A 20,509-nucleotide genomic window follows, 5' to 3' on the forward strand; every position below is an offset into this window, starting at 1 on the left:
TTCATCAGGCGCGGAACTCATCAAGGCGCGGGAATAAAATCCCATTCAGACGCCGGATAGATTCAAGCAAGCCAACTTGTCGTCAAAATCGGTGTTGCAAAAACGGGAGTGACCATAGATTCCGTTTTCCAATCTCCTCGATAATAAAGGCGAAGCGCGCTTCGTTGAGTTTATAAAACAGCCCCATGGTCACGGCGGCAACGACGGCCAGGCCGCACGGCCAGAGGAAAATAAGCTGACGCAGACCAAGTAGTGTGCCTGCGCTCTGCACCGCATGGGGAACGTAGCCAATCTGGGTCAGCATGATGCCAGGCAGAAAACCGGCGAGGGCGGCAGAGATTTTGCGTGAGAAGGTATAGCCGGTATAAACCGACCCTTCAGCACGAATGCCCGTTTTCCACTCGCCGTAATCAACGGTATCCGGTACCAGCGCCCAGTTCAGGCTGTTCACAAACGCCGTGCCGAAAAACGCCATGCAGGAAAACAGCACGAACAGCAGGGAACTGGTCCCCCAGAAGAAGTTCAGCACGTCGCCCACCGCCCATAGCGCCAGCCCACCCAGATAGACCGGTTTTTTGCCAAAGCGCTTCACCGCGCCGGGCACCAGAAACACGCCAATCAGAATGCAGCCCATGCTGAAAAAGCCCATCCACGACAGCAAATGCAGATCGTTTAGCACGTACTGGGTGTAATAGACCTGAATCGCCAGCTTGATGTTAAACGCGGCAAGGGTACACAGGTTGGCGATACACAACACCAGCAGCGGCGGATTGCGGAAAATCGCGCAGAATGATTTCAGAATGCCGGGCTTATGGTGATCGGGCGTAAGCTCCACGTAGCGCTCTTTCACGCCGCTGTAGCACCACCACATGCAGAACAGGCCACCGGTGACGAACACCAGCGCCGCCACCAGATAGCCGAGGGAGGGCTGGCTGACGAACAGCGCCTGAATGGGCATAAAGCCGACGGTGCAGAGCAACAGCCCCACGGTTGCGCCGCCCTGACGCCACGCCGCAAGCTGCGCGCGCTCGTTCGGGTTTTTGGTAATGGCCGGTACCATCGCACCGTAGGCGCAGTTCATCAGGCTATAGCAGAGGCCAAACATCATGAAGAGCACGGTGGCGAGCGCCGTTTTCACCGTCAGGCTAAAGTCGTTGGCCATAAACTGCGCCGTCGCGACCAGCGCCACCGGGACGGAGGCATAAAGAATGAATGGCCGGAATTTTCCCTTCGCGCCGATGTTACGCCGGGAGTCCAGCAGCACGCCGGTCAGCATGTCGGTGAACGCGGTAAAAAACTTCGCTACCAGGAAAATAATGCCGCCATAGAAGGCGGGCATGCCCAGTTCGTCGGTGTAAAACTTCAGCAGATACAGCGTGCCAATACACAGCATCAGATTCGAGCCAAAATCGCCCATCCCGTAGGCGCACTTCTCTCGCAGGCTCAATTTCAGGGTTAACGGATCAGTGTTATGTGTCATGGTCGATCCTCAGAGCGCCCGCAGGGCGCTCTATCTCGTCATTTATGCCGTACGTTTACGCAGTTCGATCTCTTCCACGATGCGCACATACATCTTCTCGTTGAGATTGTAGAAACAGCCCATCGCCACAATGGTGATGACCGCCAGCAGGCTCGGATAGATAAAAATCAGCTGCCGCAGTCCTTCAACCGTTCCGGCGGATTGCACCACGTTGGGCACATAGCCAATTTGCGTGAGCATGATCCCCGGGAAGAAACCCGCCAGTGCCTGGGATACCTTCCTGAAGAAGGTAAAGCCGGTGTAAACCGTTCCTTCAGATCGCACGCCGGTGCGCCACTCGCCGTATTCCACGGTATCGGATACCAGCGCCCAGTTCAGGCTGTTCACGAACGCGGAGCCGAAGAAGGCCAGGCAGGAGAACGCCACAAAGCTCACCGAGCCGCCGCCTAAGAAGTAGTTGAGCAGATCGCCCGCCACCCAAACCATCAGCCCGCCGATATAGACTTTTTTCTTGCCGAAGCGCCGCACCGCGCCGGGCATCATAAAGACGCCGATAAAAATACAGCCCATGCTGAAGAAACCCATGTAAGACAGCAGGATCGGGTCGTTCAGCACGTACTGCGTGTAGTAAACCTGGATGGCGAGTTTGACGTTAAAGGCACCCAGCGTGCAGAGGTTGGCGATGCACAGGATAAACAGCGGACGGTTTCCGGCAATGGCGCGAAACGACTGCAACAGCCCCGGTTTTTGCGCCGGATGAGCAGGCTGCGTCTCGACGTAACGCTCGGTCACGCCCTTGTAGCACCACCACATAAAGAACAGCCCGAACAGCGAGAAAAGCGTGGCGGCAAAGATATAGCCAAGCTGATCGTTGCCCTCAATCAGGTTCATTACCGGGACAAAACCGACGGTACAGAGCAGCAGGCCAAGCGTGGCGCCGCCCTGACGCCAGGCGGCCAGCGAGGCGCGCTCGTCCGGGTTTTTGGTGATGGCGGGCACCATCGCGCCGTAAGAGCAGTTCATCATGCTGAAGAACAGGCCGTACAGCATGAACAGCACCGTTGCCATCACCGTTTTACCGGTGATTTCAAACGGCGTACCGACGAAGTTGGCAATCGCCAGCAAGGTCACCGGGAAGGCGGCATACAGCACGAACGGGCGGAATTTCCCTTTCGGGCCGATGTTGCGCCGGGAGTCGAGCATGATCCCGGTGCCCATATCGGTGAAAGCGGTAAAGAATTTGGCAATCAGGAAGATAATCCCGCCGTAGGTACCCGGCAGGCCCAGCACGTCGGTATAAAACTTCAGCAGATACAGCGTGCCGATATCCAGCAGGATGTTAGAGCCGAGATCGCCCATCCCGTAGGCGAGTTTTTCTTTAAACGGCAGGCGTAGGGTTGCCGGATCAGAAGTATGTTGACTCATTATTGTTCTCCGTCTGCCCGCAGGTTTCCCCGCGGGCGAGCCTTATCAGATATGACGTAAGGTATTAAACAGATCTGCCCATTCGCTTTGCTGGCGATAGAAAACCGGCGGTTTGCCGAGCGGGGCAGCAACGGTCACCTCACCGCCCTGGCAGGTTTCACCCGTCCACACATTCACCCAGTTGTCCTGCGGCAGATAGAGCGTCCAGTCGTGGCGGCCCTCTTCATGAACCGGTGCCACCAGCAGATCGCGGCCAAACAGGTACTGGTATTTCAGCGTGTAGGCGCGCGCGTCGTCTTCATAATGCAGGAACAACGGGCGCATCACCGGCAGGCCACTTTTCGCGTTCTGCGCAACCGCAGCTTTGATGTACGGCTTCAGGGTGGTGAACACGGTGGTCATACGTGCAAAGTGCGCGATGGTTTCGACGTCGCCGTCGAACTGCCAGTTGTCACCCGGGCGGTTACCTTCGTGGGTACGCATCATCGGCGTAAAGGCGCTGAAGTCGCACCAGCGCAGCAACAGCTCTTTGGTGCGTTTCATCTCGAACAGGGTGGTATAGCCGCCGATGTCGCTGTGGTGCAGCCCGTGACCGGTCATCGCCAGAGACAGCGCAGCAGGTACGACGGACGCCAGACCGTCGTCCAGGCTCCAGTCGACGTTCTGATCTCCCGCCCACATCATCACCGAGTGCTTCTGGCTGCCGGTATAACCTGCGCGCATGAAGAACAGGATCTCGCCGAGCTTGCCGGTCTCTTCCAGCGCCTCGTAGTTACATTTGGCCCACAGGGCAGGCCAGGCGTTATGCATGATCTCCGCGCTGACGCCGTTGTGCAGGAAGGTATCGGTTGGCAGATATTCGCCAAAATCGGCCATCCAGCCGCCGCAACCCAGTTCGATCAGGTTCTTTTTGATCACCTCTTTGTACCAGCCGTAGGCTTCCGGGTTGGTCAGGTCGATAACGCCCGCGTAGAACTCGCCAAACTCGACGTGGTAGTCCTTGCCATCGGCATTTTTGGTCAGATAGCCGCGTTTTGCCGCCTCTTCACAGAGATCTTTGTCGCTGGCGACGTACGGGTTGATATAGGAGAGGAACTGCACGCCTTCCTGTTTCCACTGTGCAATATGCTCATTAAGCTGCGGATACAGCTCGCTGTTCCACTTCCAGTTCCACATCACGCGTTTGCCAAAGGAGGTCATGCGGATGCCGGACCAGTCCTGCGCCCAGATGCCGTTCACCTTCACCCCGCCCTGACGCATGACGTCGAGCTTGTGCTGACACACCCCGGTGCCGCCCTGAATGCCCAGCGTCACGCCGTCGTAAACCCAGTCCGGCAGCTCCGGCTGACGCCCCAGCAGGCCGGTGAGTTTTTCCAGCAGATCGACGTAGGTTTCTGCACATTCGAAGCGCAGCGTGGCGTTATCTTCCCAGAACGCCAGTTCGTGGAAATCCGGCGCGCTGAAGTCGAAGTTCATGTAGCAGCTGTTATCCACGTGACAGTAGTACTTCTGGGTGCTCACGAAGGTAGGCTGGGGGAAGAAGGTCCAGTAATAATCGCCGCCCGCGTTCTCTTTGCAGTCGGCCTGCCAGGTCACGTAGGTCTGCTTATTGCGGCCCACCCCCTGTTCGCTGGTCCACAGCGGGAACGGCTTTCCGCGCAGATCAAAGTACGAGAACTGTTCGCCGCAGCCGTAGATATGATCTTCAGGCTGGGCCGCCAGCCGCAGCCAGATGCGGTTGTGACAGGTGGCATCATTTTTAAGCTTCAGTTCCAGACGGCCTTCCGCATCCACACCCACCAGCAGCGTCGCGCTCACCGCATCGCCACGGGTAAAGCGGATCGCCCAGCCTGCGCTTTGCTGTGTAACGGTCGCGTCCGTCAGGGCGATTTTTTCGTTGAGCTTGTCTTTGATGCTGAAGTTGCCGCGAAACATTTCGATATCAGCAACGCCCGCGCCGATCCACAGGCAAGGTTCATCGGTGGAGTGGGATAAAATCAGACGGTCCTGCCAGCGCAGGGTGAAGCCATGTTCGTTATTTTTCAGATCAATATTGTGTAGGGTACGCATAGAAAACTCCGTCTTTATTATTTGGCCTGGCAATCCAGTAATCCGGCGGCTACGGCAGGGGCTAAGCCCGGAGCCAGCGGCAGGCGGGGGATCACCAGGCAGTGCAGCAGGTGGTAAATATCCTGCTTGCCGTCCCAGACTTTGGTGGTCACTTCGTTGTTGGTGTCCAGCTCCTGCCACCAGGATCCGTTCTCGTAATCCATCAGGTATTTGATGCAGTAATCCCACCATTTCTGATACCAGGCTTCGTACTGCGCCTCGCCGGTTACGGTGTAGAGCGCATACGCTGTGCCCATCGCCTCGACGATCGGCCAGCGCACGCGTTCGCGCACGATAGGCTTGCCGTCCCAGCCAACGGAGTAGACGAACCCATCGGCTCCGTCTGGCGCCCAGGCATCGCGGATGGTGGCGTGGAACAGTCCTTTTGCGTCTTCCAGCAGCCACGCCGGTGGGGTTTCGAAGCGGGCTTCCAGCGCGGCACGCAGGTGCAGCATCAGGCGGCCCCACTCAATCCAGTGCCCTGGTGTGCCGCCGTAGGCGCGAAAACGGTGGGCGGGATTATCGATGTTGTAGTCGCGGATCGGGTTCCAGTTGGTATCGAAATGCTCGTTAACGCGATACTCACCTTTGCGCGCCACGTCGTGAATAATCACCGAGGCGATGCGCAGGGCGCGGTCGAGCCATTTACGATCGTGGGTTACGTCATACACGATGAGGAAGGCTTCCACGGCGTGCATGTTGGCGTTACCGCCGCGGTAATCTTCCGTTTTGCTGAACGCTTCATCCCAGGACTCCAGGCACATCTGCTCCTGTTCGCTCCAGAAGTAGCGCTCAATCACCTCAATGGCGTCGTCCAGCAGCCTGCGCGCCTGAGGATGTCCGGTGGTGACGGCGCTCGCCGCACCCAGCAGCACGAAGAAGTGCTGATAGCCCTGCTTGGAGGTATCCACCACGCCTTCATCGTTAACACAGGCGTACCAGCCGCCGTACTGTTTGTCGCGCAGCGGGCCGTTCAGGGCATTGATGCCGTGCTCAACCAGGGCATACGCACCGGGACGACCCATGTTCGCCGCCACCGCGTAAACGTGCAGCATACGGGCGGTGATCCACAGATGCGTGCCCATATCGCTGCGAACCTGCCCGTTATTGCCCAGCCAGCCGAAGCCGGTCGGTACGGCTGCGTTTTTACCGAAATCAAGAATGCGGTCGGTCTCTTGTTCGAGCCAGCGGTTATGGCTCAGGGTGTTAAACCATTTCATGTTCGGGTCCTTTCTCAACGGCGAGCCATCATTTCGTCGACGATCTCACCCAGACGCTGCAGTTTAGGTACGGAAATATCGCGAAGCATCAGCCCGGTGTCCGGCAGGCCAATCACCGATGACCAGACGGCGCGACCGGCTAAAAAGCCTGATGCCCCCGCCTGCATGGCAACGCTCACGGCGCGCGGGAATAATTTTTCGTCCACGCCGGAGGAGAGGATCACCCACGGCATGGCGATGTGCTCGTTCAGCTTCTGCGAGGCCGCCAGCAGTTCCTGCTGCGTGCCTTTACCCAACAGCGGCATCTCCACTTTGTAGAGGTCCGCACCGCTGTCACCCAGCTCTTTGGCCGCATCGATAATCGCCTGTTCGCGGTTAAACCCGGCGCCGCGACGCGGTGGACGCACCACCGGCTCGATAATGCTCAGCAGGCCGTTGTCGTGGCACAGGGAGTTAAATGCCTTCACCATCTCAAGACGCTGCTGCGCGTCTTCATCGCTACGCCATAGCACCAGTAATTTCAGCGCCTTGCCGCCATCGCGTTTGACCGCCTGCGCATCGACGTTCTTGTCGATCGTCACGCTGTCGACGGGAATACCGTTCCCTGGAATAAACTCGTCGGCCGCCACAATCAGCGCGCAGCTTTTAGCTACGGCCTGCTGCTCCACAATCTGGCGATAACAGAACTGCTGGTCGACGAGAATGGCAGAGGCGTACGGCGACAGAATTTTCGCTGCGTTGACCTTAAAATCCGTCAGATGCTGGTCCGTGACCGGCACCGGCGCACCTGCTGCGGCAAACATCAGGCGCATCGCTTCGCGCTGATCGACGGCCAGCATCGCAAAACCGCCGGAAGGTCGGGTGATATCTTTCAGGGTGTACATCGTCATTCCTCAGTCCTTTCGTATCAGTGTGATTTTTTCAGCCCGGCAGATGCGCGAACCTGTTCAAGAATGGCTGTCCAGTCTTCGCGCCCGCGCCCGGCGGCGCGTGCCTGGTTGTAAACTTCGCGGGAAGCCGCGCCCAGCGGCATCGGAACGTGGAGCTGGTTGGCCACGTCCAGGGCGATCCCCAGATCTTTATGTGCAAGGTCGATCATGAAGGCGGGTGAAAGATCCCCTTTCAGCACCTTGTTCGGCCAGGAGGTGGTGAAATGGCCTTTACCTGCAGGCGTGCCGCTCATGACCTTGAGCGCCACCTCAAAGGAGAGACCGAGCGCTTCACACAGCACGGCCGCCTCGGCGGACAGGGCGTTTAGCGCAATGCTCATGTAGTTATTGATAAGCTTCACGCGGATGCCCATGCCCGGCCCGCCGGCGTTAATCAGCTCATTGCCCATCGCCATTAAAACGGGGGTGGCGCGCTCAACCTGCTCCGCCGTGCCGCCTGCCAGCAGGAGCAGCGTGCCGGCGATGGCATGGTCTGAGGTGCGCCCGACAGGTACGTCCATCAGGCTGAAGCCACGCCCGGCCATGTCGTGGATCAACGCGTCGGTTTGCAGGGGATGAATGGTCGACATATCGATCACCAGCGCGTTGCGAGATAAGCCTTCGCAAACGCCGTGTTCGCCAAACAACACGCTGCGCACCAGGTCGCCGTTGGGCAGCATGGTAATGACGAACTCGGCATCCGTTGCGGCCTGCGCGGGCGTTGCCGCCGCCTTCGCGCCGCTCTCCACCAGGATCTGAACCGCCTGCGGGTTCACATCAAAGACCTGAAGCTGGTGACCTTGCTTCAACAGATTCTTCGCCATTGGCGCGCCCATCTGCCCTAAACCGATAAATGCGATTGCTGACATGCCTCTCTCCTGTCATATCGTGTCAATTTTTGCGCGTTTATGTTGTCTGTTTTTGATCGTATTTGTAATTTATAGTCAAAAAATTGACAGGGGTCACTTTTTAAACATTTGATGAAATTAAAATGAAGGCATCAGAAATTGCAGAAGGAAGCACCATGACTCGCATCGTTTGTGTCGGCATAACCGTGCTGGATCGCATCTGGTATCTCGATGATTTACCAAAAGAAGGTGGGAAATATGTCGCAAAAGACTATACGGAAGTGGGCGGCGGCCCGGCGGCAACTGCGGCGGTGGCGGCGGCAAAACTGGGGGCATCCGTGGATTTTATTGGCCGGGTGGGTGACGACGATACCGGCAGAAGGCTGCTTGCGGAGCTGGAATCCCTGGGGGTGAACACCCGCTACACGCGTATAGTGAAAGATGCCCGCTCGTCACAATCGGCAGTGCTGGTGGACGGCAGCGGGGAACGCATTATCGCGAACTATCCCAGCCCCGATCTTCCCGCTGCGGCAGACTGGCTGCAGGGCATCGACTTCTCGCAATGGGACATTGTTTTAGCCGATGTGCGCTGGCATGAAGGGGCGAAGCAGGCGTTTACCCTTGCCCGCCAGCAAGGCGTCCCCACGTTGCTCGATGCGGACACAACCCCTCAGGACATCGCGGAACTTATCGCCCTCAGCGATCATGCTGCCTTTTCCGCGCCGGGGCTGCGTCGGGTAAGCCATCTTGAGGAAACGGAAGGTGCGCTTAAAAAAGCACAAACGCTCACAAATGGACATGTCTATGTCACGCAGGGCCGGGACGGCTGCTTTTGGCTGGAGAACGATGCCCTGTGCCATCAGCCGGGTTTTGAGGTCGAGGTGGTTGATACCACCGGGGCGGGGGATGTTTTCCACGGTGCCCTGGCGGTCAGCCTGGCGCAACGGTTATCTCCAGCGCAAGCCGTGCGTTTCGCCAGCGCCGTCGCCGCGCTGAAATGTACTCAGCCCGGCGGTCGCGCAGGTATACCCGACTGTGATCAAACCCGCTCTTTTTTGTCACTTTTTGTATAAAATGCGGGGCGTGATGGTTTTCAGAGGACAGCCCATGAGCCTTACCGAACTGACCGGCAACCCGCGTCACGATCAGCTGCTGACGCTGATAGCCGATCGCGGATATATGAACATTGATGAACTGGCGCAGTTGCTGGACGTCTCGACGCAAACCGTGCGCCGGGATATCCGCAAGCTGAGCGAACAGGGACTGATTACGCGACATCATGGCGGTGCGGGCAGGGCATCCAGCGTGGTGAACACGGCCTTTGAGCAGCGCGAAGTGTCGCTGACTGAAGAGAAGCGGGCAATTGCCGAAGCAATTGCCGACTATATTCCTGATGGTTCGACTATTTTCATCACCATTGGCACGACCGTGGAGCACGTGGCCCGTGCGCTGCTCAACCATAACCATCTGCGTATCATTACTAACAGTCTGCGGGTGGCACACATCCTCTATAAAAATCCGCGTTTTGAGGTGATGGTGCCCGGCGGTACGCTGCGTCCACATAACGGCGGCATTATCGGTCCGGCGGCGACGGCGTTCGTGTCTGGCTTTCGGGCGGATTATCTGGTGACCAGCGTGGGGGCGATTGAACACGACGGCGCGATGATGGAGTTTGACGTTAATGAAGCCAGCGTGGTGAAAACGATGATGGCTCATGCCAGACATATTTTACTGGCGGCCGATCATACGAAATACACCGCCTCTGCCGCCGTGGAAATTGGCAACGTGGCGCAGGCAACGGCGCTCTTTACCGATGAACTGCCCGGCTCAGCGCTACATAATCATCTCAAATTCAGCAAGGTAGAAGTTGTCGAAGTCAGCACAGGCGACGAGCAGCAGGCTGGATAACCTCTCTGACGGCCCGAAAATCCCTTCGGGCCGTTCCTTTCTTTAAGCTGAATCTGGCGCATAGCCAAACCTTATCTTTCCCGCTACAGTTACTTTTCCACGGCGAGCAGGAGATAAACATGCTTTATATCTTTGACTTAGGAAATGTAATCGTCGATATCGATTTCAATCGGGTGCTGGGCGCATGGAGCGATTTTAGCCGTGTCCCGCTGGCGACGTTAAAACAGAGTTTCGCCATGGGCGAGACATTCCATCAGCATGAACGGGGTGAGATCAGCGACGAAGTGTTTGCTGAACGTCTGTGCCATGAAATGGATCTGCCGTTAAGCTACGAACAGTTCTCCCACGGCTGGCAGGCTGTATTTGTCGCTATCCGCCCTGAGGTTATCGACATCATGCATAAACTTCGCGAGCAGGGTCACCGGGTCGTCGTGCTGTCGAACACCAACCGCCTGCACACCACGTTCTGGCCAGAGGAATACCCAGAAGTTAAGGCTGCAGCAGATAAAATCTACCTCTCGCAGGAGATGGGGATGCGTAAACCCGAAGCGCGGATTTATCAGGCGGTACTGCAAGCGGAAGGATTCTCCGCGTCCGATGCGGTCTTTTTCGATGACAATGCCGATAATATAGAGGGAGCTAACCAGTTGGGTATTACGTCAATTCTGGTGACCGGAAAAGAGACGATACCGAACTACTTTGCGAAGCAGTTATGCTAAAAACCGTTCATCAAAAAGCCACGCACCATACTCGCCCGCTCAGGGCCTGGCTAAAACTCCTCTGGCACCGTATTGATGAGGACAACATGACCACGCTGGCGGGTAACCTCGCCTACGTGTCGTTGCTCTCCCTGGTACCGCTGGTGGCGGTTATTTTTGCCCTTTTTTCCGCTTTTCCCATGTTTGCAGAGGTCAGCCTGCAGCTGCGCCACTTCGTCTTTGCGAATTTTATTCCTGCCACTGGTGATGTGATCCAGAACTACATTGAACAGTTTGTCGCAAACTCCAGCAAGATGACGGCAGTGGGGGCGTGCGGGCTTATCGTCACCGCGCTGCTGCTGATGTACTCCATCGACAGTGCGCTTAATACGATCTGGCGGAGTAAAAAAGTCCGCCCGAAGGTCTATTCCTTTGCTGTTTACTGGATGATTTTAACTCTCGGCCCGCTGCTGGCGGGGGCGAGCCTGGCGATTAGCTCCTATCTGCTCTCCCTGCGCTGGGCCAGCGATCTCAACGGTGCCATTGATAACGTGTTGCGTATCTTCCCGCTGATTTTATCGTGGCTCTCTTTCTGGCTGCTCTACAGTGTGGTGCCGACCACGCGCGTGCCGAACCGTGATGCGGTTGTTGGCGCACTGGTGGCAGCGGTACTCTTCGAACTGGGCAAAAAGGGGTTTGCCCTTTACATCACCATGTTCCCCTCCTATCAGCTCATTTACGGCGTACTGGCGGTGATCCCCATTTTGTTTGTCTGGGTTTACTGGACCTGGTGTATCGTCTTGCTTGGTGCGGAAATAACTGTCACTCTCGGCGTATACCGCGAACTTAAAAAAGCAGCAGAAGCTGAAAAACAACAAGAAGCAGACCAACCATGATTGCATTGATACAGCGCGTAACCCGTGCCAGCGTCACCGTGGAGGGAGAGGTGACGGGTGAAATTGGCCCAGGACTTTTAGTGTTGTTAGGTGTCGAAAAGGATGACGACGAACAAAAAGCCAACCGCTTATGTGAACGCGTGCTGGGCTACCGTATCTTCAGTGATGCGGAAGGCAAGATGAACCTTAACGTCCAGCAATCGGGCGGAAGCGTGCTGGTGGTTTCCCAGTTTACGCTGGTCGCCGATACCGAACGCGGCATGCGCCCGAGTTTCTCAAAAGGTGCGGCCCCGGATCGTGCAGAAGCGCTTTACGAGTACTTTGTTGAGCGTTGTCGCCAACAGGAAATGAATACGCAAACCGGACGATTTGCTGCAGATATGCAGGTATCGCTGGTGAACGATGGCCCCGTCACATTCTGGCTCCAGGTATGAGCCAACTGGCGGCGTGGCCGCGGGTAACAAGAGAGAGTACAGCTATGTATCACCTTCGAGTACCGCAAACGGAAGAAGAGTTAGAAGCCTATTACCAGTTCCGCTGGGAAATGCTGCGCAAGCCATTACATCAGCCTAAAGGGTCTGAACGCGACGCCTGGGACGCCATGGCACATCATCAGATGGTGATGGACGAAGAGGGTAACCTCGTTGCCGTCGGGCGTCTGTATATTAATGCCGATAACGAAGCCTCTATTCGTTTTATGGCGGTTCATCCCTCCGTGCAGGACAAAGGGTTAGGTACGCTGATGGCCATGACCCTGGAGTCAGTGGCCCGTCAGGAAGGCGTTAAACGCGTGACCTGTAGCGCCCGCGAAGATGCCGTTGAGTTCTTCGCCAAACTCGGTTTTGTTAATCAGGGGGAAATTACGACCCCGCAAACCACGCCGATTCGCCACTTTTTGATGATTAAACCCATCGCCACGCTGGATGATATTCTCCACCGCGCGGACTGGTGCGGACAGCTTCAGCAGGCCTGGTATCAGCACATCCCTCTGAGTGAAAAGATGGGGGTGCGTATTCAGCAGTACACCGGGCAAAAATTCATTACCACCATGCCGGAAACCGGCAATCAGAACCCACACCACACGCTATTTGCCGGCAGCCTGTTTTCGCTCGCCACGCTCACCGGCTGGGGGCTTATCTGGCTGATGCTGCGTGAACGCCACCTTGGCGGCACGATCATTCTGGCTGATGCCCATATTCGCTACAGCGCCCCCATAAGCGGCAAACCGAGCGCCGTGGCCGATCTCGGCTCTTTGGGGGGGGATCTCGACCGCCTGGCGCGCGGCCGCAAAGCCCGTGTTCAGATGCAGGTTGAACTCTTTGGCGATGAAACCCCAGGCGCGGTGTTTGAAGGTACCTATATCGTTCTGCCTGCGAAGCCGTTTGGCGCGTATGAAGAGGGCGGGAACGAGGAGGAGTAAGGTTCCCCGTTGTTATCGCCGGGCGGAGTTGATCCGCCAGGCGATGTCCCGAAGAACATCTCGCGCTGATGGACTGACGCCGGCAAGCTGGAAGAAGCCGTGGATGACACCCAGCCAATGCTGCGCTGTGCAAATAACCCCTTGTTCTGTCATATGTTGATAAAGTGCCTGACCCTCGTCGCATAGCGGATCGTACTCGGCGGTAATAATGTGTACCGGCGGCAGGCCGTTGAAATCATCCCGCCAGAGTGGGCTGGCTTCAGGGTCCCGGCGGTCTGTCTCTGCCAGGTACATGTCATAACCACTCAGCAGCGTATCGCGCGTGATAACGTAGTCCTGCCCATTATGGGTGTAGCTTGCAAAGCTGGCTGTGGCGTCGAGCATAGGGTAGATAAGGATAAGCTGGGCCGGATTCCACTGTGTTTTAGCCTTGAGCCGCAGCGCGGTGACCAGCGCCAGATGGCCGCCTGCACTGTCACCACAAAGCGTAATCCGGTTTTTATCCACACCGACTTTTTCTGCATGTTGCCAGACAAGCTCCGCCGCTCTCTCTGCATCATCATGCGCAGCGGGGAAGGTATGCTCCGGTGCCAGCCTGTACTGAACCGCAACCACCCGACACTGACCGTAATACGCCAGCTGGCGGAGCTGATTGTCATGGGTTGCAAACCCACCGCTGACAAAACAACCGCCATGGTAGTAGAGGGCACAAGGTAACGTTTCAGAGACATTGAGAGGTGAAAATACCCGAAAGGTAAGGCCATCAATGACAAGCGTTTCAACCTGCACGCGGGTTTCGGTTTCGCCGGCAAGTACAGTGCTGGCTACATATCCGGCTCTCCGGTCATCAATACTCTGCTTACGCGCGCCAGGTCGGCCTGCAGCGATAAAATCCTGCACAAGCCTATCAATACCCTTTTCCAGTGCCATGGTGATGTCCTTTTGCTGTATGTATGCACAGTCTTATAACCTGTATGAAGGCAGATGAAAACAATCAAATTAAGTAGAACCAGAGATTTGGAAAAAGGCTCGCAGAAACCAACTTCACTCAATGAAATAAATGGATATGTTACTGAAAACTCAATAACGTACCTCACATAGGGGTACGTCATTGACGTACATTGGAGATGTGTTACTCTAAGCCAATGGCGTATAATTTATGCTATTCATTGAAACGGATATCTTCACAGAAGATGTCAAAACGTTACTGGATGACGACGAATACCATAAGCTTCAGGTGTTCCTGGCAACACAACCTGATTATGGCGATCTGATCCAGAATACCGGGGGGCTGCGAAAGATTCGTTGGCTTTCAGGAGGCAGGGGAAAGCGCGGTGGAGTAAGGGTTATTTATTTTCATCATACCCACGAGTTTGAAATCAGATTGCTGCTCATCTATCGCAAAGGGATCAAAGATGACCTGTCCGCGAGAGAAAAAGCCATTCTGAAAAAGATGATTGAGAGGTGGTAAATGGATAAGGCACTGTTTGAGCGATTAACACAAAGCATAGCTCAGATGGATGACATTGTCGGGGGGAAACGCGAGCCGTCGCGCACCTTTCAAATCGATGCGATGAAAATCAAAGAAATTCGTCAGGCGTCTGGGTTGTCCCAAAGTAAATTCGCGAACTTAATCTCAGTCAGCGTTGATACGTTGCGTAACTGGGAACAAGGACGACGTTCGCCTACCGGTCCCGCAAAGGCATTGTTGCGTGCAATTGCGAATGATCCACAGCACGTTATTTCGGCTTTATCAGATTAATTAGCCCGACAGCAAAGTAGCTTGTCGGGCTAATGAGGGAGATTACTCCCCTTCACCCGGGAACAGGAACGGGTTGATAGAGCTACGGGCAAAGCCCTCCTGCTCCATTTTGGCGTCCAGAATCAGCGAGGCGAGATCGTCGGCCACCGCTTCAACTTTCGGGTCTTTTTCCTGATACAGAATCTTCAGATACGTTCCGCAATCGCCGCAACTTTCGGCTTTTACCGCCGCGTCTTCATTTTCCAGTGACCAGTAGTTCAGATCGCGGGTCTGCTCGCAGTTGCTGCACTTCACGCGCACCACATGCCACTCGGTTTCACACAGGTTGCAATGCAGGTAGCGCAGCCCCTGGGTGGTGCCGATCTGTACCATGCTGGAGACTGGCATTGAGCCACACACCGGACAGAACTGGCGCGCTTCGCCGTATTCGGCGCGCGCTTTACCGGGGATCAGACTGGCCATTTGGGCCCAGTAGAGCGACAGCGCAGCCCAGATAAACGGAGCTTTATCGCTGCTGACCAGCGAGAAGTCAGAGGCAAACAGCGCGCTCGCCATCTCTTCCAGCTCCTGATCGGAGGCTTTTTCCAGGTTCTCAATGACCGCCAGCGCGGTGCCGCTCATCTCGGGCTTCAGCTCGGCAATCAGAGAATGCAGCAGCTTATGCCAGTGCTTGTCACGCGGCAGGACGTGAATATCCAGCGGCGGCTTGCCCTGCTCACTGGCTTCTTTGATGCGCGCAGTCAGATCCATTTGCAGCGGGTGGTCGTACAGCACCACTTCCTGCGCATGGGCAACCAGCGCGGCAAAACGCAGAAAATCGCCCAGCGGGTTGTTCTCTGCCAGCTCGCGCAGGCGCTCTGCACGGCGGTTGTAGAGGTTCTTGAGTCTGGGGAATAACAACGGCGGAATATATTCCGCCGTGCGTTTCTCGCTCGACCCCAGCTCATCTTGCGGGATTATGCGAATACTCATTCAGTTTTCTTTTCCGTTGTCTTTCGGACTTCACGGTACCAGCGCGGGTGATGTTTCTTTGCCCACGTTTTGGTTACCCATCCTTCCACCATCGCGGTAATGGTGCCTTTCACCCAGAGGGCGGCGTAAATATGCACCATGATAACCACAATTAACGCCACTGCGGCAAATGAATGCAGCATCAGCGCGAATCGGATCACCGGGATTGAGAAAGCAGGCGCAAAGTACGGACGCCAGATGATCACGCCGCTCACCAGCAACAGGACCAGGAAGATAATCGCCGCCCAGAATACGCACTTCTGGCCGAAGTTATAACGCCCGGTGTCACCCACTTCCTCGTTGACGACGATCTTACGAATATTCTTCGCCCAAAAGATATCATCCCGATTGATTAGGTTATGATGCCAGTAACGGAAAAACATGATGATAAACGAGGCAAACATCACCACACCCACGAACGGGTGAAGGATGCGCGCCAGCTGTGGCGTACCCAGTATCTGCATCAGCCAGTTGAAGGACGGGAAGAAGAACCCCAGCCCGCTTATCGCCGCCAGCATGAAGCAGAAGGCGGTGACCCAGTGGTTGATGCGTTCCGGCGCGGTGTAGCGCACGATGGTGTCACGTTTTTTCATTTGCGCACCTCGTCTTTCTCTTCATGCAGGTTATCGTCTTCCTCTTCCGCGCGGTTCGGACCAACACCGACGTAGTGGAAGATGCTCGCTGCGAAGGTGGCAGCAAAACCGACCGCTGCCAGCGGTTTCCAGATGCCTTTCCAGAACTTCACGGTGGCGCTGATTTCCGGGTTCTCCGGCAGGCCGTGATACAGATTCGGCTTGTCGGCATGGTGCAACACGTACATGACGTGCGTACCGCCCACACCGGCCGGATCGTACAGGCCAGCGTTATCGTAACCACGGGTTTTCAGTTCACCCACGCGTTCGGCCGCCAGCGTTTTCATATCCTCTTTGGAGCCAAAGTGGATGGCGCCGGTTGGACAGGTTTTCACGCAGGCTGGCTCCTGGCCAACGTTCACGCGGTCAACGCACAGCGTACATTTGTAGACGCGGTTGTCTTCCGGGTTCAGTCGCGGCACGTCAAACGGGCAGCCCGCGATGCAGTAGCCGCAGCCGATGCACTGCTCGGACTGGAAGTCGACAATGCCGTTGGCATACTGAATGATAGCCCCTTCTGACGGACACGCCTTCAGGCAGCCCGGATCCGCACAGTGCATACAGCCATCTTTGCGGATAAGCCATTCCAGTTTGTCGTTCTGCTCCACTTCAGAGAAACGCATTACCGTCCAGGACTTGGCGGTCAGGTCGGCCGGGTTGTCGTACACCCCGACGTTGTGACCCACTTCGTCACGGAGGTCGTTCCACTCTGAACAGGCCACCTGACAGGCTTTACAGCCGATACAGGTGGTAACGTCGATAAGCTTCGCCACTTCCTGCTGGTGGTCCCGCGCCTGAGGCGCGGGCGTGAAACCGTTAGTCGCGGAACGACGAATAATGTCCTGAGATTGATAAGCCATAAGTCGTCTCCGTTACACCTTTTCCACGTTCACGAGGAAGGCCTTAAACTCCGGCGTCTGCGTGTTCGCATCACCGACGAATGGCGTCAGGGTGTTCGCAATGAACCCTTTCTTCGCCACGCCCTCATAACCCCAGTGAATCGGAATACCGATGGTATCCACCTGCTGACCGTGAACCTTCAGCGTGCGAATACGCTTGGTCACTACCGCCTTGGCCTTGATATAGCCACGGTTGGAGGAGACCTTCACGGTATCGCCATGGGCAATGCCGAGCTTGTTCGCCAGCTTCTCGCCGATCTCCACAAACTGTTCCGGCTGCGCGATGGCGTTAAGCAGCGCGTGCTTGGTCCAGTAGTGGAAGTGCTCGGTCAGACGGTAAGTGGTGCCCACATACGGGAACTTGTCTTTTTTACCCAGCGCTTCAAAGTCGCCCTTAAAGATACGGGCAGCCGGGTTAGAGACCACGTTCGGGTGCAGCGGGTTAGTACCCAGCGGCGTTTCAAACGGCTCGTAGTGTTCCGGGAACGGCCCTTCCGCCATTTTATCGATGGCAAACAGGCGTCCCATCCCTTCAGGCTGCATGATAAACGGCCCGACATCGCTGCCTGGTGCGGCAGTGCTGTAGTCCGGAATATCCACGCCGCCCCATTTCGCGCCGTCCCATTTCAGAAGCTGACGCTTCGGATCCCACGGGTTGCCCTGCGGGTCAGCGGAGGCACGGTTATAGAGAATGCGGCGGTTCAGCGGCCATGCCCAAGCCCAGCCCAGCGTATTGCCAAGGCCCGATGGGTCAGCGTTATCGCGGTTGGCCATCTGGTTGCCTTTCGGCGTCCAGCTACCGGTAAAGATCCAGCAACCGCTTGAGGTGGTGCCGTCATCACGCAGGTGCGCGAAGGTGCTGAGCTGATCGCCTTTTTTCGCCAGCACGGTACCGGTGGCCGGGTCGATAACGTCCGCCAGCGCCTTACCGTTGCTCTCCATCGCCACTTCTTCCGGGGATGGATTCTCCGGCGTCGAGTAGTTCCAGGTCATGTTCAGAACCGGTTCCGGGTTCGCGCCGCCTTCTGCCGCGTACATCTTACGCAGGCGTAAGAAGATACCGGCCAGGATCTCGCCGTCGTTCATGGCGATGCCCGGGGCGTCCGCACCTTTCCAGTGCCACTGCAACCAGCGGCCAGAGTTGACGATAGAACCGTTCTCTTCCGCGAAGCAGGTTGATGGCAGACGGAATACTTCGGTCTGAATTTTTGACGGATCGACGTCGTTCGATTCACCGTGGTTCTGCCAGAAGGTCGAGGTCTCGGTGTTGAGCGGGTCGATGGTAATCAGGAACTTCAGTTTCGACAGCGACTCGACAACCTTGTTCTTGTTCGGGAACGAGGCGACCGGGTTAAAGCCCTGGCAAATGTAGCCGTTGACCTGACCCTGGTGCATCATCTCGAAGTACTGCAGCACGTCGTAACCTTTGTCCCACTTCGGCAGCCAGTCAAAGCCCCAGCTATTTTCCGCCGTCGCTTTGTCGCCGTAGAAGGCTTTCATCAGCGAGACGAAGAACTTCGGATAGTTGCCCCAGTAGTTCACCTGGCCTTCAAGCAGCGGTTTTGGCGTGCTGGCTGTCAGGTAGGTTTGTAGGTCCGGTTGTTTCTCGCTTGGCAGGTTCATATAACCTGTCAGGCTTTGTGACAGCAGGCCGAGGTCGGTCAGACCCTGAATGTTGGAGTGACCGCGCAGGGCGTTCACGCCGCCGCCTGCCATCCCCATGTTGCCGAGCAGCAGCTGAACCATCGCCATGGTACGGATGTTCTGCGCACCAATGGAGTGTTGCGTCCAGCCGAGGGCATACAGGAACGACGCGGTTTTGTCTTTCGCACTGGTTTCGGCGATAAGCTCGCAGACCTTCAGGAAGTCAGCCTTTGGCGTACCACATATGTTCTCAACAACATCCGGCGTATAGCGGGAAACGTGCTCTTTCAGCAGGTTCCACACGCAGCGCGGGTGTTGCAGGGTGGTGTCGCGCTTCGCAAAGCCGTTCTCGTCCAGCTCGTAGTTCCAGCTGGTTTTGTCGTACTTGCGTTTTTCGGCATCGTAACCGCTGAACAGGCCATCTTCGAAGTGGTAATCCTCACGCACGATCAGGCTGGCGTTGGTATAGGCTTCGGTGTATTCGCGGTTGTATTTTTCGTTAGTCATCAGGTACAGCAATACGCCTGACAGGAAAGTGATGTCAGTACCTGAACGAATAGGGGTGTAGAAATCCGCCACTGACGCTGTACGCGTAAAGCGGGGATCGATCACAATCAGTTTCGCACCGTTGTGGATTTTGGCTTCCATCGCCCAGCGGAACCCGACAGGGTGCGCTTCAGCGGCGTTACCGCCCATCACCACAATGAGGTTGGCGTTCTTGATGTCGACCCAGTGGTTGGTCATCGCACCGCGACCAAATGTTGGAGCAAGACTTGCTACCGTTGGTCCGTGTCAGACACGCGCCTGGTTGTCGACCGCGAGCATACCGAGTGCGCGCGTGAATTTCTGGGTTAAATAACCGGTTTCGTTACTGGAAGCCGATGCACACAGCATCCCGGTGGAGAGCCAGCGGTTGACCGTCACGCCGTCGGCGTTCTTCGCAATAAAGTTGGCATCGCGGTCTTCTTTAATCAGTTTAGCGATGCGGTCAAATGCTTCTTCCCAGCTGATTTGCTGCCATTTATCAGAGCCAGGCGCGCGATATTCCGGGAATTTCAGACGGCTTTCGGAGTGGATAAAGTCCACCAGACCGGCCCCTTTCGGGCACAACGCGCCGCGGTTGACCGGGTGGTCCGGGTCGCCTTCGATGTGGAAGATAGACGCTTTGGCGTTTTTAGCACCGTCGCCGAGGCTATACATTAACAGCCCGCAACCGACAGAGCAGTACGTACAGGTATTACGGGTTTCACGGGTGCGCAGCAGTTTATACTGCCGCGTTTCCGCCAGCGCTACGCCAGGCGCAAAGCCCAGTGCCGCTGCCGTGGTGCCTGCCATACCGCCAGCGCAGATCTTAAAGAACTGCCTTCTGCTGACCTGCATGGGTCACTCCTTGTTTCGACATTGCTTACATATGTAGTTTTGACTTCGCGGTTGAATAATGACCGCAAAGGAGAAAAATTTGCGTTAATCCCTCATTTCTCCGGGGGATATCACCAGAATACCACAATGTCGGTACGCCTGTTCCAATGGCGTTAATACAAAGTGAACGTATTATCACCGTGTTGATTATAAAGTGTGATATCAATCACATTATTAACCCCGCATGTTACAGGGGTGTAGCATGGCGC

At 56.2% G+C, this 20,509-nt stretch carries 19 protein-coding genes; 8 read left to right on the top strand and 11 right to left on the bottom strand.

Annotated features, from left to right (window positions below; translation table 11 throughout):
- Positions 1-82: 82 nt before the first annotated feature.
- The 6 genes from APU11_RS12585 to yihU are packed head-to-tail and all read right to left on the bottom strand — an operon-like array spanning position 83 to position 8,032.
- Positions 83-1,480, bottom strand: coding sequence for an MFS transporter (locus tag APU11_RS12585; protein ID WP_057072643.1), 1,398 nt, complete (start codon positions 1,478-1,480; stop codon positions 83-85).
- 42 nt (positions 1,481-1,522) lie between these two features.
- Positions 1,523-2,905 carry an MFS transporter gene (locus tag APU11_RS12590; RefSeq protein ID WP_040020357.1) on the bottom strand — a complete coding sequence of 461 codons (1,383 nt, stop codon included), beginning with the start codon at positions 2,903-2,905 and terminating at the stop codon, positions 1,523-1,525.
- A gap of 45 nt (positions 2,906-2,950) precedes the next feature.
- Positions 2,951-4,975 (bottom strand): alpha-glucosidase, encoded by a 2,025-nt coding sequence (locus APU11_RS12595; protein WP_058651824.1) that lies wholly within the window; start codon positions 4,973-4,975, stop codon positions 2,951-2,953.
- 17 nt (positions 4,976-4,992) lie between these two features.
- Positions 4,993-6,234 (bottom strand): sulfoquinovose isomerase, encoded by a 1,242-nt coding sequence (gene yihS, locus APU11_RS12600; RefSeq protein WP_058651826.1) that lies wholly within the window; start codon positions 6,232-6,234, stop codon positions 4,993-4,995.
- A 14-nt stretch (positions 6,235-6,248) separates the two neighbouring features.
- A complete protein-coding gene (yihT, locus tag APU11_RS12605; protein WP_058651828.1) occupies positions 6,249-7,124 on the bottom strand; it encodes a sulfofructosephosphate aldolase in 876 nt (291 codons plus the stop codon).
- 17 nt (positions 7,125-7,141) lie between these two features.
- Complete coding sequence (yihU, locus tag APU11_RS12610) at positions 7,142-8,032, bottom strand: sulfolactaldehyde 3-reductase (protein ID WP_058651830.1); 891 nt, start codon at positions 8,030-8,032, stop codon at positions 7,142-7,144.
- A 155-nt stretch (positions 8,033-8,187) separates the two neighbouring features.
- On the opposite strand from yihU, the gene APU11_RS12615 reads away from it, so the two are divergent.
- The 6 genes from APU11_RS12615 (at position 8,188) to fabY (ending at position 12,933) form a co-directional block, all read left to right on the top strand.
- On the top strand, positions 8,188-9,084 hold the full coding sequence (locus APU11_RS12615) for a sugar kinase (protein WP_058651831.1): 897 nt from the start codon (positions 8,188-8,190) through the stop codon (positions 9,082-9,084).
- A gap of 34 nt (positions 9,085-9,118) precedes the next feature.
- Positions 9,119-9,919 carry a DeoR/GlpR family DNA-binding transcription regulator gene (locus tag APU11_RS12620; RefSeq protein WP_020686879.1) on the top strand — a complete coding sequence of 267 codons (801 nt, stop codon included), beginning with the start codon at positions 9,119-9,121 and terminating at the stop codon, positions 9,917-9,919.
- A 119-nt stretch (positions 9,920-10,038) separates the two neighbouring features.
- On the top strand, positions 10,039-10,638 hold the full coding sequence (gene yihX / locus APU11_RS12625; protein ID WP_013099365.1) for a glucose-1-phosphatase: 600 nt from the start codon (positions 10,039-10,041) through the stop codon (positions 10,636-10,638).
- Positions 10,632-11,513: a virulence factor BrkB family protein gene (locus APU11_RS12630; protein WP_013099364.1), complete on the top strand. Its 882-nt coding sequence runs from the start codon at positions 10,632-10,634 to the stop codon at positions 11,511-11,513. The genes yihX and APU11_RS12630 overlap by 7 nt, the downstream gene beginning before the upstream one ends.
- Positions 11,510-11,947 carry a D-aminoacyl-tRNA deacylase gene (dtd, locus tag APU11_RS12635; RefSeq protein WP_058651833.1) on the top strand — a complete coding sequence of 146 codons (438 nt, stop codon included), beginning with the start codon at positions 11,510-11,512 and terminating at the stop codon, positions 11,945-11,947. The genes APU11_RS12630 and dtd overlap by 4 nt, the downstream gene beginning before the upstream one ends.
- 44 nt (positions 11,948-11,991) lie before the next feature.
- Positions 11,992-12,933, top strand: a complete 942-nt coding sequence (fabY, locus tag APU11_RS12640) for a fatty acid biosynthesis protein FabY (protein ID WP_013099362.1) — start codon at positions 11,992-11,994, stop codon at positions 12,931-12,933.
- Positions 12,934-12,945: 12 nt separating this feature from the next.
- Here fabY and APU11_RS12645 read toward each other — a convergent pair whose 3' ends face one another.
- Positions 12,946-13,863, bottom strand: a complete 918-nt coding sequence (locus APU11_RS12645; RefSeq protein WP_058651835.1) for an alpha/beta hydrolase — start codon at positions 13,861-13,863, stop codon at positions 12,946-12,948.
- Positions 13,864-14,092: 229 nt separating this feature from the next.
- Here APU11_RS12645 and APU11_RS12650 point away from each other — a divergent pair, with 229 nt between their 5' ends.
- Together APU11_RS12650 and APU11_RS12655 are read left to right on the top strand one after the other, a co-directional pair.
- Positions 14,093-14,404 (top strand): hypothetical protein, encoded by a 312-nt coding sequence (locus tag APU11_RS12650; protein ID WP_058651837.1) that lies wholly within the window; start codon positions 14,093-14,095, stop codon positions 14,402-14,404.
- Entirely contained in the window at positions 14,405-14,695 is a 291-nt protein-coding gene (locus APU11_RS12655; RefSeq protein ID WP_013099359.1) for a helix-turn-helix domain-containing protein, read from the top strand.
- A gap of 42 nt (positions 14,696-14,737) precedes the next feature.
- Here APU11_RS12655 and fdhE read toward each other — a convergent pair whose 3' ends face one another.
- Genes fdhE through fdnG form a run of 4 tightly spaced genes read right to left on the bottom strand, consistent with a single transcriptional unit; the run spans position 14,738 to position 20,261 of the window.
- Positions 14,738-15,667: a formate dehydrogenase accessory protein FdhE gene (gene fdhE, locus APU11_RS12660; RefSeq protein ID WP_029882351.1), complete on the bottom strand. Its 930-nt coding sequence runs from the start codon at positions 15,665-15,667 to the stop codon at positions 14,738-14,740.
- Positions 15,664-16,299 (bottom strand): formate dehydrogenase cytochrome b556 subunit, encoded by a 636-nt coding sequence (gene fdoI, locus APU11_RS12665; RefSeq protein ID WP_023622447.1) that lies wholly within the window; start codon positions 16,297-16,299, stop codon positions 15,664-15,666. The genes fdhE and fdoI overlap by 4 nt, the downstream gene beginning before the upstream one ends.
- Positions 16,296-17,198 carry a formate dehydrogenase subunit beta gene (gene fdxH / locus APU11_RS12670; protein ID WP_014833793.1) on the bottom strand — a complete coding sequence of 301 codons (903 nt, stop codon included), beginning with the start codon at positions 17,196-17,198 and terminating at the stop codon, positions 16,296-16,298. The genes fdoI and fdxH overlap by 4 nt, the downstream gene beginning before the upstream one ends.
- 12 nt (positions 17,199-17,210) lie before the next feature.
- Positions 17,211-20,261 carry a formate dehydrogenase-N subunit alpha gene (fdnG, locus tag APU11_RS12675; protein ID WP_096897100.1) on the bottom strand — a complete coding sequence of 1,017 codons (3,051 nt, stop codon included), beginning with the start codon at positions 20,259-20,261 and terminating at the stop codon, positions 17,211-17,213.
- Positions 20,262-20,509 lie beyond the last annotated feature (248 nt).

This window comes from Enterobacter sp. 50793107 (assembly GCF_001463365.1).
In the GTDB taxonomy this organism is placed as follows: domain Bacteria; phylum Pseudomonadota; class Gammaproteobacteria; order Enterobacterales; family Enterobacteriaceae; genus Enterobacter; species Enterobacter cloacae.